At 65.5% G+C, this 13,660-nt stretch carries 11 protein-coding genes; 8 read left to right on the top strand and 3 right to left on the bottom strand.

Annotation, left to right across the window (positions count from 1 at the left end):
• Positions 1-149: 149 nt before the first annotated feature.
• Positions 150-1,790 carry a methyl-accepting chemotaxis protein gene (locus VI26_RS04885; RefSeq protein ID WP_048408629.1) on the top strand — a complete coding sequence of 547 codons (1,641 nt, stop codon included), beginning with the start codon at positions 150-152 and terminating at the stop codon, positions 1,788-1,790.
• 470 nt (positions 1,791-2,260) lie between these two features.
• Complete coding sequence (locus tag VI26_RS04880) at positions 2,261-3,898, top strand: APC family permease (protein ID WP_197081387.1); 1,638 nt, start codon at positions 2,261-2,263, stop codon at positions 3,896-3,898.
• Between the two features lie 18 nt (positions 3,899-3,916).
• Here the strand turns inward: VI26_RS04880 and cynR are convergent, their stop codons facing one another.
• Entirely contained in the window at positions 3,917-4,843 is a 927-nt protein-coding gene (gene cynR / locus VI26_RS04875; RefSeq protein ID WP_048408628.1) for a transcriptional regulator CynR, read from the bottom strand.
• Between the two features lie 109 nt (positions 4,844-4,952).
• On the opposite strand from cynR, the gene VI26_RS04870 reads away from it, so the two are divergent.
• The 5 genes from VI26_RS04870 (at position 4,953) to VI26_RS23105 (ending at position 10,256) form a co-directional block, all read left to right on the top strand.
• Positions 4,953-5,588 carry a carbonic anhydrase gene (locus VI26_RS04870; protein ID WP_048408696.1) on the top strand — a complete coding sequence of 212 codons (636 nt, stop codon included), beginning with the start codon at positions 4,953-4,955 and terminating at the stop codon, positions 5,586-5,588.
• A gap of 39 nt (positions 5,589-5,627) precedes the next feature.
• Positions 5,628-6,098 (top strand): cyanase, encoded by a 471-nt coding sequence (gene cynS, locus VI26_RS04865; RefSeq protein ID WP_048408627.1) that lies wholly within the window; start codon positions 5,628-5,630, stop codon positions 6,096-6,098.
• Between the two features lie 384 nt (positions 6,099-6,482).
• Complete coding sequence (locus tag VI26_RS04860) at positions 6,483-8,042, top strand: OPT/YSL family transporter (RefSeq protein WP_048408626.1); 1,560 nt, start codon at positions 6,483-6,485, stop codon at positions 8,040-8,042.
• A gap of 11 nt (positions 8,043-8,053) precedes the next feature.
• Positions 8,054-9,031, top strand: a complete 978-nt coding sequence (locus VI26_RS04855) for a DUF1177 domain-containing protein (protein ID WP_048408625.1) — start codon at positions 8,054-8,056, stop codon at positions 9,029-9,031.
• A gap of 109 nt (positions 9,032-9,140) precedes the next feature.
• A complete protein-coding gene (locus tag VI26_RS23105) occupies positions 9,141-10,256 on the top strand; it encodes a diguanylate cyclase (RefSeq protein WP_156183744.1) in 1,116 nt (371 codons plus the stop codon).
• 76 nt (positions 10,257-10,332) lie between these two features.
• Here the strand turns inward: VI26_RS23105 and tpx are convergent, their stop codons facing one another.
• Positions 10,333-10,830 carry a thiol peroxidase gene (tpx, locus tag VI26_RS04845; RefSeq protein ID WP_048408624.1) on the bottom strand — a complete coding sequence of 166 codons (498 nt, stop codon included), beginning with the start codon at positions 10,828-10,830 and terminating at the stop codon, positions 10,333-10,335.
• A 248-nt stretch (positions 10,831-11,078) separates the two neighbouring features.
• On the opposite strand from tpx, the gene VI26_RS04840 reads away from it, so the two are divergent.
• The gene (locus tag VI26_RS04840) at positions 11,079-11,627 is read left to right on the top strand and encodes a cupin domain-containing protein (RefSeq protein ID WP_048408694.1); all 549 of its coding nucleotides are present in this window, start codon (positions 11,079-11,081) and stop codon (positions 11,625-11,627) included.
• A 287-nt stretch (positions 11,628-11,914) separates the two neighbouring features.
• Here VI26_RS04840 and VI26_RS04835 read toward each other — a convergent pair whose 3' ends face one another.
• Positions 11,915-13,351, bottom strand: a complete 1,437-nt coding sequence (locus VI26_RS04835; RefSeq protein WP_048408623.1) for a sodium:solute symporter family protein — start codon at positions 13,349-13,351, stop codon at positions 11,915-11,917.
• Positions 13,352-13,660: the final 309 nt, after the last annotated feature.

The raw sequence follows: 13,660 nt of genomic DNA, 5'->3' as shown, positions 1-13,660 counted from the left end.
GCTATTTTAGCCGCATCGCCGCCGGGCGTCGGCAGAGAATGGTCGCTCGGCAATGCTTCATGACAGGACAATTCATATTCATGTCATTCTTTCGTCATTAGGCGCGCCTAGACTGCGGCTCTCCCGCATCACACACGCACGACATCATCATGACTTTGGCCAAACGCCTGTGGCTGACCATACTCTTCACCCTCGCCAGCCTGGCGTTGGCCCTGGTCCTCACCGGGCAGCAACTGCTGGACCTGACCCAGGCGGTGGAACGCCATAGCGCGCGCCAGCAACTGAGCGCCAATCTATACCAGCTGAAAGCCAGCGTGCTGCAGCTGTCGCGGCTGGACCCGCTGCTGCCGGACAGCCCGGCGTTGCTGCGGCAGACCAGCCAGACCGTGGCGCAGCTGAGCCAGGACATCGCCGCCGGCCTGCCGGCCGCCGAGGCGCAAGCCTTCCGACTATCGGTCACCCCGCTGTGGAGCGCTTACCAGCGCAATCTGAACAGCGCGCTGACCATAGCCGAAACCGCGCCGCAAGACGCGCTGGCCATCCCGGAACAAGCCTGGCAGCAGCACCTGCAGCCGCTGGCGGCGCAGCTGGACCGCCTGCAGCGGCAGGAGCAGCAGCGGCTGCGCCAGGAAAGCGCGCAACTGCGGGACACGCTGGGCCGGCTGGCCTGGCTGACGCTGGGACCGCTGGGCCTGGCCAGCCTGGTGGTGGTGGCGATGCAGCTGGCGCTGGCACGCCGGCTGAAACGACAGCTGCAAGCGATGGCCGCCGCCGCCGACGCGCTGGGGGAAGGCAATCTGGCGATGCGGCTGCCGGCCCAGGGCCGCGACGAGCTGGCCGCCACCGCCAGCCGGCTGAACCTGTTCCTGGACAAGCTGAGCGAGCTGCTGCGGCGCGTGGAGGGCGATGCCCGCCGCAGCGGTGGCGATTGCCAGCGCCTGCAGTTGCTGACCCTGCAAGTAGCCGACGCCAGCCGCCTGCAAAGCGCCAAGGCCAAGCTCAGCAATGAAGCCGCCCACGCCGTGGCCGACAGCGCCCAGAGCGTGGCCGGCCATCTGCAACAGGCTGACGCCCACACCCGCCAGGCGGCGGCGGACACCGAGAGCGCGCGCGAACTGGGCCAGCGCAACGCCGAGGCGATGCAGGCGCTGGCCGGCAATATGGAGCACGCGCAGGCGGAAATGCGTCAGCTCAAGCACAGCCTGGACGATATCGCCGGCGTCAGCGGCCTGATCCGCGATGTGGCCGAGCAGACCAATCTGCTGGCGCTCAACGCCGCGATCGAAGCCGCCCGCGCCGGCGAAAGCGGCCGCGGCTTCGCCGTGGTGGCCGACGAAGTGCGCAAATTGTCCGAGCGCACCCGCGCCGCCACCGGCAGCATCTTCGACGCGCTGGGCAAGGTGGAAGGCGCCACCGGCTCGCTGCATGCCGCGCTGGAACAGGCCGGCGACGCCTGCGCCGACAAGCTGGATTCGCAGCAGGCGCTGGACCAGGCGCTATTGCAAGTGGACGCCGGCCTCGGCCGGCTGAACCGGCTGATGGCCGATATCCGCGCACACAGCGCCGCCCAGGCCCGCGCCGGCGGCGACATCCGTCAGCATGGCCACGAGGTGGCCCACCTCGCCGCCGCCATCGATCAGCAGATGCAGCAAGCCGCGCCGGTGATGCAGCACCTGGCCGACGCGGCCCAGGATCTGAACCAGACCCTGAGCTGGTTCCGCATCGATGCGCCGCAAACCGCCGCGGCCGATCCTGCGCCGAGCTGGCGGCTGCAACAGCAGCCAGCCTGACGCGCCGCGCCGCCGGCAATTAGGCATAAAATTGCCGGCGGCGAAAATTTCGAGCATTTATTCCAGACAAAGACTTGCCATGCGCTCATGCGCGCAATGATTTGCCCTTTTCATCGCCATTTTCAATCTTCTGTCATAAGCGAGAATACATTTCGTTACATACCGTAATGAAAAGCAAAGGTAGATTAGCCCCCTCTTATAAAAGAGCACATCAGACCGGGCCCACCCGGCACCCGGGACAAGCTCGCCGGCGCTCTCCGCGCCGACGCATCCAGCACGCCGTCATCCTCTATGCCATGCCTCCGCCCCGGACGGCCGGGCGAGCGCGTCGTGGCCGGAACTTGTCTCCATCGCTTGCCCGCCGTGTCCGGCGCTGACTCCACCGGGCCGTCGGGTTTTTAGAACCCGTCTTCGCCTTGCCGCGCGTTTGCGCGCGAGATCGCGAGCGGGCTCTTTGACAGGAGATACCTTTGACACAGCAACACTCGCGCCATATCGGCCCCATCGCCCTGATGCTGACCGGCCTGGGCTCCATCATCGGCTCCGGCTGGCTGTTCGGCGCCGCCCATGCCGCCCAGATCGCCGGCCCGGCCGCCATCGTCGCCTGGATAGTCGGCATGGTGATCATTCTTTCCATCGCCCTCAGCTACGCGGAACTGGGCGCCATGTTCCCGGAAAGCGGCGGCATGGTGCGCTACGCCCGCTACTCCCACGGCTCCCTGCTCGGCTTCATCGCCGGCTGGGCCAACTGGATCGCCATCGTCTCGGTGATCCCGATCGAAGCCGAAGCCTCGGTGCAATACATGAGCTCCTGGCCCTATGCCTGGGCGCAGCATTTGTATTCCCAGGGCGAACTGACCCCGCCCGGCCTGATGCTGGCCGCGCTGCTGGTCATCGTCTACTTCATGCTCAACTACTGGGGCGTCAAGCTGTTCGCCAAGGCCAATAGCGCCATCACCATCTTCAAGGTGATCGTGCCGGCGCTGACCGTGGGCGCGCTGATCTACAGCGGCTTCCACCCCGGCAATCTGGGCGGCGCCACGCCGGGCGGCTTCGCGCCGTTTGGCTGGGCCAGCGTGATGACCGCGGTGGCCACCAGCGGCATCGTGTTCAGCTTCAACGGCTTCCAAAGCCCGATCAACCTGGCCGGCGAGGCCCGCAATCCGGGCAAGAGCGTGCCCTTTGGCGTGGTCGGCTCCATCCTGCTGGCGGCGGTGATCTATGTGGCGCTGCAAGTGGCCTTCATCGGCGCGCTGTCGCCGGCGGACCTGGCCCACGGCTGGCAAGGCCTGAACTTCAGCTCGCCCTTCGCCCAGCTGGCGATGGCGCTGGGCCTGAACTGGCTGATGCTGCTGCTGTACTTCGACGCCTTCGTCAGCCCCAGCGGCACCGGCGCCACCTATATGGCCACCACCTCGCGCATGATCTACGGCATGCAGCGCAACGGCACCATGCCGGAGATCTTCGGTCGCATCCACCCGCTCTACCACATCCCGCGCCCGGCGATGTGGTTCAACCTGGCGGTATCCTTTGTCTTCCTGTTCTTCTTCCGCGGCTGGGGCACGCTGGCGGCGGTGATCTCGGTGGCCACGGTGATTTCCTATCTGACCGGACCGATCAGCGCGGCCGCGCTGCGCCGCTGCGCCGCCGATCTGCCGCGCCCCTTGCGCCTGGCCGGCCTAGGCGTGGTCGCGCCGTTCGCCTTCGTCTGCGCCTCGCTGGTGCTGTACTGGGCGCGCTGGCCGCTGACCGGCGAGATCATCTTCCTGATCGTGGCCGCGCTGCCGGTGTATTTCTGGTACCAGGCCCGCGCCGGCTGGCCCGAGTTCGGCCGCGAGCTGAAAGGCGCGCTGTGGATGGTGCTCTACCTGCCGACGATGGCGCTGCTGTCTTATATCGGCAGCCGGGACTTCGGCGGCATCGGCCTCTTGCCCTACGGACCGGACATGGCGGTGGTGGCCGCGGTAGCGCTGGCCTTCTACTACTGGGGCGTCAACAGCGGTTGGCGCACCCGTTACCTGGACGCCGAGCACGACGCCCGCGCCGTCGCCGACATGGAAGCCGCCGAGAACGCGCCGCGCGGCAAGCTGGCCGGCCAGCAAGCCTAAACCCCTGCCGGGAGCCGCTCAGCCGGCTCCCGCCGCGGGCGGCCTCGCGCCGCCCTCGGCTTCCATCTCCTCTCCCAAAGCATCCAGCACTGGCAGAAGCGCCCGCAAGGCGGCGCTGCGATACCCGCCCTTGCGCGTCAGAACCGCCGCGGTGCGCGCCGGCAACGGCGTTTGCAATCCCAGCGCTCCCAATTCCGGATGCCGCCGCGTGATCGCCCACGGCAGGATGGTGGCGCAATCGCCGTGGCGGACCATTTCCAACACCGCGCCTATGCTATTGGCTTGCGCCGCGATCCGCGGCTTCAGGCCCAGGGCCTGGAAATAGCGATCGATATGGCCGCGGGTGGCGAAATCCGCGCTCAACAGCGCCCACGGCGTCTGCGCCAATGCCTCCGCGCCGAGCGCCTGCGTCCGCTGTCGCCACGGGTGGAGGCCGCCCACCACCACGGCCAGGGTTTCGCTGAATAGCGGGCGCGCGTCTATCTCCGCTGAGCGCGCCTGATCGAAAGCGATTCCCACGTCGATCTCATCCGCCAGCAAGGCCAGCTCGATCGCGTCCAGCGTCGCCTCGCGCACGCATAGCTCGATGCCGGGGTAGAGCCGGCGCAGCCGCGCCGCCAGCGGCCCCAGCAGATAACTGGCGAAGGTCGGCGTCATCGCCAGCCGCAGGCTGCCGCGTGACAGATCGCCGACGTCCCGGGTGGCGCGCTGCGCCGCCTCCAGTTCGCGCAGCGCGCGGCGCGCGTATTCCAGATAGGCGGCGCCGGCATCGGTGGGCCGCACCATGCGTCCGCCGCGGTCCAGTAGCTGCGCGCCCACCATCTCTTCCAATTGCTTGATCTGCTGCGACAGCGTGGGTTGCGACACATGCAGCGCCTCGGCCGCCCGAGTGAAATTGCCGTGCTCGACCACGGCCTGCAGATAACGGATATGTCGGAGAATCATGCGCCCAAACTATAGGAAATAATTATGGATATCATTTTATATCGGTCTTGGACCCTATAGAGAAAAAGCCTCATCCTTGGCGCATCCCTTCCCCGCCAAGGAGCAAGCCATGCAAGCCCTCATCGACGGTTTTCTGAAATTCCAACAAGAAGCCTATCCCCAGCGTTCGGCGCTGTTCCGCCAATTGGCCGATAGCCAGGCCCCCGGCGCGCTGTTCATCACCTGCTCGGACAGCCGCGTGGTGCCGGAGCTGCTGACTCAGCAAGAACCCGGCGCGCTGTTCGTGATCCGCAACGCCGGCAACATCGTTCCCTGCTACGGGCCGGAGCCGGGCGGCGTCACCGCCTCGGTGGAATACGCGGTGGCCGCGCTGGGCGTCGCCGACATCGTGGTCTGCGGCCATTCCGACTGCGGCGCGATGACGGCGATCGCCAATGGCTGCTGCCTGGACCATCTGCCAGCGGTGGCGGGCTGGCTGCGCCACGCCGACTCCGCCAAAGTGGTGAACGCGGCGCGCCGGCACGACAACGCCCGCCAGCGGCTGGACGACATGGTCAGGGAAAACGTCATCGCCCAACTGGCCAATCTCAAAACCCACCCCTCGGTGGCGCTGGCGATGCGCCAGGGCCGGCTGACCCTGCACGGCTGGGTCTACGACATCGAAACCGGCGCCATCCTGGCGCTGGACCACGCCAGCCAGCGCTTCGTTTCCCTGGCGGATTTCCCGCTGACCCGCGCCGCCTGAAAGCGGCGCCTCCCGCAAACCACAAGAAAGGACCATCCCATGCAACAATCCAATATCAGTCAGGACCTCCGCGTCGAACTGACCGCCCGCGCCCTCGCCGCCAAGGCCTTGAAGGACCTGAGCTGGGAGCAGTTGGCCGCCGGCACCGGCCTCAGCCTGGCCTATGTCACCGCCGCCGTGCTGGGCCAACACGCGCTGCCCAAGCTCGCCGCGGAGCTGGTCTGCGAACGGCTGGGCCTGAACGCGGCCGACGCCCTGCAACTGCAGGCCATTCCGCTGCGCGGCAGCATACCCGGCGGCATTCCCACCGATCCCACCATTTACCGCTTCTATGAAATGATCCAGATCTATGGCACCACGCTGAAGGCCTTGGTGCACGAGAAGTTTGGCGACGGCATCATCAGCGCCATCAATTTCAAGCTGGACATCCGCAAAGTGGAAGACCCGGACGGCGGCGAACGCGCGGTAATCACCCTGGATGGCAAGTTCCTGCCCAATAAGCCCTACTAAGAACCTGTTTACGATCTGCTGCGCGTCGGCGATACGGCGTTGAAAACAGCTTCGAAATGCTCATGTACCACACGTACATTCCGCTTTCTCAGCCGCAACGCCTTGTCTCGCTCTAGCTCGCGAGATCGTAAACAGGTTCTTTAAGAAGCGCTCCCGGCTCTTTCCGGCATCAAGCCCACTCGGATAACCATGGGCCTGCCCATACGGATATCCGGCGAGGCGGGGCCTCCCCGCCTGTTGCCTGGCGGCGCATCTTGCGCCGCCATCTTTTTCCCGCCGGCAGCCGCCGACCAAGGCCGCTTGACACTGCTGGCGCCACCCAATTAGTTTGCAAGTTAATTTTCTCCAGCCCGCCGCGCCGCCAGTCCATCAGGGGGTCACGCCATGCAGAACGACAATCCGCTCAAGCACATCCCCACTCTGGCGATGCTGATCGCGCTGTCCATCGCCGGCGCCATCATCGGCATCCAGCTGCTGTGCACCCTGGGCATCACCCCGAGCACCTCCATCATCGGCGCGCTGCTGGCGATGCTGCTGTCCAGGCTGCCCTGGGCCGCATTCCGCCACTACCGCTCCATCCACACCCAGAACCTGGCGCAGACCGTGATTTCCTCCGCCACCTTCGGCGCCGCCAACAGCCTGCTGATGCCCATCGCCGTGCCCTGGGCCATGGGCATGCCCGAGCTGATCCTGCCGATGTTCTGCGGCGTGGCCGCGGCCATGCTGCTGGATGGCTACCTGCTCTACCGCCTGTTCGACACCCGGGTCTTTCCGGCCGGCAATGCCTGGCCGATAGGCGTGGCCACCGCGGAAGCGATCCAGGCCGGCGACCAGGGTGGCCGCAACGCGCGCCTGCTGCTGGCCGGCATTGCCGCCGGCATCGCCGGCGCCATGCTCAAAATCCCGATGGCGGCCTTTGGCACCGCCTTCATCGGCAATATCTGGGCGCTGAGTATGCTGGGCCTGGGCCTGCTGCTGCGCGCTTACGCCGAGCCGGTCGCCGGCATCGACCTCAACGCCCGCTATGTTCCGCACGGCGTGATGGTGGGCGCCGGCCTGGTCGCCCTGTTCCAAGTGGCGCGCGTGATCCGCGCCAAGCAGCCCGACGGCGGCCGCGCCGCTCGCCCGGACCGCGAAGTGCGCCACGCCTTGGGCCTGGGCGCGGCGGGCTATCTGCTGATTTCCATGCTGCTGGCGCTGGCCGGCGGCCTGTGGAGCGAAATGACGCTGCCCATGCTGCTGCTGTTCGTGCTCTACGCCGCGTTCGCCGCCTTCGCCCATGAGTTGATCGTGGGCATCGCCGCTATGCACTCCGGCTGGTTTCCGGCCTTCGCCGTGGCGCTGATCACCTTGATCGTCGGCATCCTGCTCGGCTTTCCTCCGCTGGCGCTCTGCCTGCTCACCGGCTTCACCGCCGCCACCGGACCGGCCTTCGCCGACATGGGCTTCGATCTGAAAACCGGCTTCATCCTGCGCGGCCACGGCCGGGACCTGGCGGCGGAGCTGCATGGGCGACGCATTCAGATGTTCGCCGCCATCGGCGCCTTCCTCATCGCCATTCCGGTGGTGTGGCTGGTCCATGCCGGCTATTTTGCCCAGGATCTGCTGCCGCCGGCGGCGCGGGTGTTCGCCAAGACCATAGCCGCCGGCAGCCAGGCCAACCTGGCCTACACCCTGGGGCTATGGGCTCTTCCCGGCGCCATCATCCAGCTGGCCGGCGGGCCTGGGCGCCAGTTCGGCGTGCTGCTCGCCACCGGCCTGCTGATCAACAACGCCGGCGCCGGCTGGGCGCTGCTGCTCGGCATCGCTTTGCGCATCTATATCAGCCGCCGCTGGGGCGCCGCCAGCCGCCCGCCGATGGAGGTGATCGCCGCCGGCTTTATCGCCGGCGACGCGCTCGCCAGCTTCTTCGCTTCCATCGCCGCCACGCCCGGCAAACGTTAAGGACACACGCCATGAGCTTGCAACAAACCCTGCAGGTATTCGAACTGATGGACAGCGCCAAGGTGAGCGGCGCGGACATCGTCGAACTATTCGCCGCCGATCCCGGCATCCGTGCCGTCAGCCGCCGCGTTCAGGGCGTCAAGGGCGGCACCGACTTTGTCCGCATCGACATCCCCGGCGCCAACGGCAAGAACGCCGGCGGCGCCGCGCCGACGCTGGCCATCATCGGCCGCCTGGGCGGCATCGGCGCCCGTCCCGACCGCATCGGCCTGGTTTCCGATGCCGACGGCGCCATCGCCGCCGTCGCCTGCGCGTTGAAACTGGCCCGGATGCAACGCAACGGCGACGCTTTGCCCGGCGACGTGATCGTCACCACTCACATCTGTCCCGACGCCCCCATCCTGCCGCGCCAGCCGGCGGATTTCATGGATGCGCCGGTGGACGACACGACGATGAACCGCCACGAAGTGCCGGCGGAAGCGGACGCCGTGCTGTCGATCGACACCAGCAAGGGCAACCGCATTCTCAACCACAAGGGCTATGCGATTTCGCCCACCGTCAAGGAGGGTTACATCCTGCGCGTGGCGGAAGACCTGCTGCGCATCATGGAACAGAGCAGCGGCCGCGCGGCGGTCACCTTCCCCATCACCACCCAGGACATCACGCCTTACGGCAACGGGGTCTACCATTTGAACAGCATTTTGCAGCCGGCCACCGCGACAAGCGCGCCGGTCGTCGGCGTCGCCATCTGCGCCGAAACCGTGGTGCCGGGCTGCTGCACCGGGGCCAGCCATGAAACCGATATCGCGCTGGCGGTGAAGTTTGCGCTGGAGGTGGCCAAGGCGTTCGGCCGCGGCAACTGCCGTTTCTACGACGCGGACGAGTATGCGCGCCTGCTCGAGCTATACGGCAGCCTGCGCCATCTGCAACTCAGGCAAGCGACGGAAACGGATGGCGTGGAAGGGACGATAATGCCGGCCACCAGCTAAAGCGCAGCAGCCAAAACCGGAACGAACACATGGCCAAAACCGCGCTGGCTTGACCGGTACCGGGCTTTGGCTATGCTGTGATAGTCCTCTCCCGTTTCCGGTTCCATGTGTGTCGCTGATCGTCGCTTCCCTCATTGTGGCCTGCATCGGCGTGATCACTTGGCAGCACTCGGTGCGCGCGGAATTATTACTGCCAAGAAAACGCTGGCTGCAAGCTTCCTTATTACTATCCGCCGGCATGCTGCTGGAAGGCGAGATATCCACCCAGCGCGACTGGCTCCTGGCGGTGGGCAGCGGTTTCAGCAATGCCGGCATCAGCTTGCAACTGACCATCATCGCCCGCTTGATCGGTTTGCGCCCGCCGCGCTGGCTATGGCTGGCGGTGGGCGTTTACTCGGCCATCGACAAATGGGTGCCCAATCCGCTGCTCAGCACCCTATTGGACGCGCTGGAAATTCCCTTGCTTTATCTGTACGCCAGCTGGCTGTTCATGGCGGCGGAACAGCGCATCTGCAATAACCGCTATAGCCTGACCGCCTTATTGTTCCTGCTCGGCGCCATGGTGTACGGCTGGCGGGACGGCCATGGCATTTACCAGCAATACCTGGGCTTTGGCTTCATTCCGCACCAGGAACTGCCGCTGCACGCCCTGGCCTTGACCCTGGCATCCGCGGCCCAGGTGTGCGGTTCCGTGGGTTTTCTCAATATCGTGCTGCAAAAACAGAACAGCCGGCTCCAGGATGTCGCCAGCCTGGACCCGCTGACCTCGGCCGGCAACCGGCGCGCCTTGCAGCACTGGCTGGATCATCTCGACCCGTCGATGGAAATCGCCTGCGTGATCATGCTGGACATCGATCACTTCAAGGCCGTCAACGACCGCTATGGCCACTTGGCCGGCGACCAGGTGCTACAGTCCTTGAGCCAAGAACTGCGCGGCCACATCCGCGATCAAGACCTGCTGATCCGCTATGGCGGGGAGGAATTCTGCCTGGTGCTGCCAAATATAGGCATCAGCAGCGGCGAGAGAATCATAGATCGGCTGCGGCGGCAGTTCAGCCAGTTGCAGCCGCTGACGCAGCACCCCGAGGCGCGCTGCAGCTTTTCCGCCGGCATCCATCTGTGGCGCTGCCAGCAGCAGGACTTCGGCCAGGCCCAGCAATCGGCGGATCAGGCCTTGTACCAGGCGAAACAGGCCGGCCGCAATCAAGTGGTCCGCTCACGCTGAGCATCGGGCATGGCCACAAAAAAACCGCCGGGTTTCCCCGGCGGTCGTCGTGTGCAAGGGCTGAAGGCTGACGACTTTAGAGCACGGCCAGCGCGGCGTCGTAGTTCGGCTCTTCGCCGATCTCCGCCACCAGCTCGCTGTGCAGCACCTTGTTATCCTTGTCCAGCACCACCACCGCGCGGGCGGTCAGGCCGGCCAGCGGGCCGGAGGCCAGCTTGACGCCGTAATCGGCGGCGAACTGCGGATTGCGGAAGGTGGACAGGGTCACCACATTGTCGATGCCTTCGGCGCCGCAGAAGCGCTTCTGCGCGAACGGCAGGTCGGCGGAGATGCACAGCACCACGGTGTCGGCCAGCTTTGCCGCGCGTTCGTTGAACTTGCGCACCGACATCGCGCAGGTCGGGGTGTCCACGCTAGGGAAAATGTTCAGCACCTTGTTCTTGCCGGCGTAGTTGTCCAGCTTGGTCTCGGCCAGGTCGGCGGAGGTCAGGGTCAAGGCCGGGGCTTGCTGGCCCTTGGCCGGCAGCGCGCCGGCCACTTCAACCGGATTGCCGCGCAGAGTCACTGTTGCCATGTGGAGAGTCCTCGATAGGTTCTTAAAGGGGAAAGACTCCGCTAGTGTGCGGCAGAATCGCCAAAATTCAACCCCGCACAAAGTAGGGCCAAGGCGACGCATCCTTATGAAAATGCCCGCCGCGCCATGGGAAAGCGCAAATCAGCCTGACGTCGCGGCAGCGGCATCAGTATACTGTGGCGCTATTCGAAAACTTGTCGAAAATACTGAGCAGAGGCCGGCAACGGCACGCCATCGAGGTGATAGGCATGGACATTGGATTACGCGTCAAACAAGTGCGCGAGCACTTCTCGCTGTCGCAGCGCGAGCTGGCGAAACGGGCCGGCATGGCCAACGCCACCATCTCGCTGATAGAGCAGAACCGGGTCAGCCCGTCCATCAGTTCGCTATTGAAGCTGATCCAGGGTTTCCCGATGACGCTGACCGAATTCCTGACCTTTGGCGAACCGCCGCCCAGCGACCCTTACACCTTCCGCCGCGAACAGCAGCCGGACCTGGGCCGCGACGGCCTGAAGCTGCTGCTGATCGGCGCGTCCAATCCCAATCGTCAAATGCGCATGCTGCGCGAACTGTATTCGCCGGGCGCGGACACCGGCAAGGAAATGATCACCCACCCGGAAGGCGAGGAATGCGGCGTGGTGGTGCGCGGCAGCGTGGAGCTGACCGTGGACGGCCACATCAGCATCCTCTCCGCCGGCGACGGCTATTACTTCCCCAGCACCCTGCCGCACAAATTCCGCAATATCGGGCCGGACGAGGCGGAGATCATCAGCGCCAACACCCCGGCCAATTTCTGATAACCCGTTTACGATCTGCTGCGCTTCGCGCAGCATTGCACGGTGAGTACGGCTTCGAAACGCTCATATACCTTAATGACCATTCCGCTTTCTCAGCCGCTTTCGCCTTAGAGCCTGTTCAAAGTCTCGCGAGCAAGGGCGAGACAAGGCGAAAACGAGCGAAAAAGCGGAATGTACTCGTGGTACATGAGCATTTTGAGCTTGGTTTCAACGCCGTATCGCCGAAGCGCAGCAGACTTTGAACAGGTTCTTAGCTCGCGCGATCGTAAACAGGCTCTAACGCCGGATCAGGCGCGACCCACCGCGGCCAGCGCCCCGCGTCCCAGCCGCTGCGGCAGCAAGCTGCCGGCCACCATGCCGAAAATGCTGAAGCCCAGGCCCACCAGCTGCGGCGGCCAGAACGCGTCCGCCGGGCCGAACCAGTCCAGCGCCAGCCAGCTGGACAGGCCGAAGGCGATGGCCAGCAGCGCCCCCTGCGGCGTGGAACGCTTCCAGAACAGGCCGGCGAACAGCGGCGCCACCGCCGACACCAGCGTCACCTTGTAGGCATTGCCCACCATCTCGTAAATGGTGGCGTCCGACACCAGCGCGAACACCGTGGTGACGATGGCCAGGCCCACCACCGTCAGCCGCATCGCCAGCAGAAACTGGCGGTCCGACATCACCGGGATGAAGCGGCTGAGCACGTTCTCGGTGAAGGTCACCGACGGCGCCAGCAAGGTGCCGGACGCGGTGGACATGATGGCGGACAGCAGCGCGCCGAAGAACATCACCTGCGCGAACAGCGGCGTGCGCTCCAGGATCAGGCTGGGCAGAATCATCTGCGCGTCCTGCTGCATCCAGCGGCTCACCATGGTCGGATCGATCAGCGTGGCGGCGAAGCCGATGAAGATGGGCAGCATGCAGAAGGTCAGATACAGGCCGCCGCCGACGATGGACGCGCGCGCGGCGACGTTCTCGCTCTTGGCCGACATCACCCGCTGGAAGATATCCTGCTGCGGGATGGAGCCCAGCATCATGGTCAGCAAGGCGCCGACGAAACCGACGATGTCCTTGGGCGCCATGCTGGGAATCATGGTGAACTTGTCCTGCGCCGCCGCGTGCTGCAGCACCTTGACCGGGCCGCCGGCCATGTCGCCTATCAGCCAGGTCAGGTAAAGCAGGCCGGCGACGATCACCGTCATCTGGAAAAAGTCGGTCAACGCCACCGACCACATGCCGCCGAACAGCGTGTACACCAGCACGATGGCCGCGCCCAGCAGCATGCCGGCGTTGGCGCTGATCGCGCCCTGGGACAGCACATTGAACACCACGCCCAACGCGGTCAGCTGCGCCGCCACCCAGCCCAGGTAGGACGCGATGATGCACAGCGACACGAACAACTCCACATTGCGGCCGAAGCGCTGCTTGTAGAAGTCGCCTATGGTCAGCAGGTTCAAGCGGTACAGCGGCCGCGCGAACAGCAGGCCCACCAGCACCAGGCACATGGATGAGCCGAACGGGTCTTCGACGATGCCGGCGAAGCCCTTGTCGATGAAAGTGGCCGGGATGCCCAGCACCGCCTCCGAACCGAACCAGGTGGCGAACACCATGGCGGTGACGATGGGAAACGGCAGGCTGCGGCCGGCCACCGCGAAATCGCGGGCATTGCGCACGCGGGTGGCGGCATACAGGCCTATGCCCACGGACAAGAGCAGATAAACAACGACGAAGCCAATCAGCATGGGAAGGATGTTCCTCTTCTGGCGGCGCGCGCACGCGCACAAACGGAAGCCCAAAAGCAAGAGGCCGGCGGGGGCATCTGACACCCCGCCAGCCTCTCTCAATTCCTGAAAACCTTGATATCTTGCTTTGCCATCAAGGGTTTGGGGGGCGATGATAACGCAGCTTTTTCCCGCTGTGTACCCATGAAGGAATGGTTTTTTTACGCAGGCGGCAAATTGCCCGGATGTCATCCGCGGCCAGCCGCCTGTCAGCGCCCGGCGCGGCGGTGGCGGGGTCAAAAAAAGCCGCCCAGGCGGGCGGCTTTGGCG

It is taken from the genome of Chromobacterium sp. LK1, from assembly GCF_001043555.1.
Taxonomy (GTDB): Bacteria; Pseudomonadota; Gammaproteobacteria; order Burkholderiales; family Chromobacteriaceae; genus Chromobacterium; species Chromobacterium aquaticum.
Note: the sequence above shows the minus strand (reverse complement) of the source record. Positions and strands in the feature narration are given on the sequence as shown.

Coding starts and splice junctions, on each gene's coding strand:
- VI26_RS04840 (WP_048408694.1), top strand. CDS start 11,079: ATGGACATTGGATTACGCGTCAAACAAGTGCGCGAGCACTTCTCGCTG.
- VI26_RS04885 (WP_048408629.1), top strand. CDS start 150: ATGACTTTGGCCAAACGCCTGTGGCTGACCATACTCTTCACCCTCGCC.
- VI26_RS04870 (WP_048408696.1), top strand. CDS start 4,953: ATGCAAGCCCTCATCGACGGTTTTCTGAAATTCCAACAAGAAGCCTAT.
- VI26_RS04860 (WP_048408626.1), top strand. CDS start 6,483: ATGCAGAACGACAATCCGCTCAAGCACATCCCCACTCTGGCGATGCTG.
- cynS (WP_048408627.1), top strand. CDS start 5,628: ATGCAACAATCCAATATCAGTCAGGACCTCCGCGTCGAACTGACCGCC.
- VI26_RS04835 (WP_048408623.1), bottom strand. CDS start 13,351: ATGCTGATTGGCTTCGTCGTTGTTTATCTGCTCTTGTCCGTGGGCATA.
- tpx (WP_048408624.1), bottom strand. CDS start 10,830: ATGGCAACAGTGACTCTGCGCGGCAATCCGGTTGAAGTGGCCGGCGCG.
- VI26_RS04855 (WP_048408625.1), top strand. CDS start 8,054: ATGAGCTTGCAACAAACCCTGCAGGTATTCGAACTGATGGACAGCGCC.
- cynR (WP_048408628.1), bottom strand. CDS start 4,843: ATGATTCTCCGACATATCCGTTATCTGCAGGCCGTGGTCGAGCACGGC.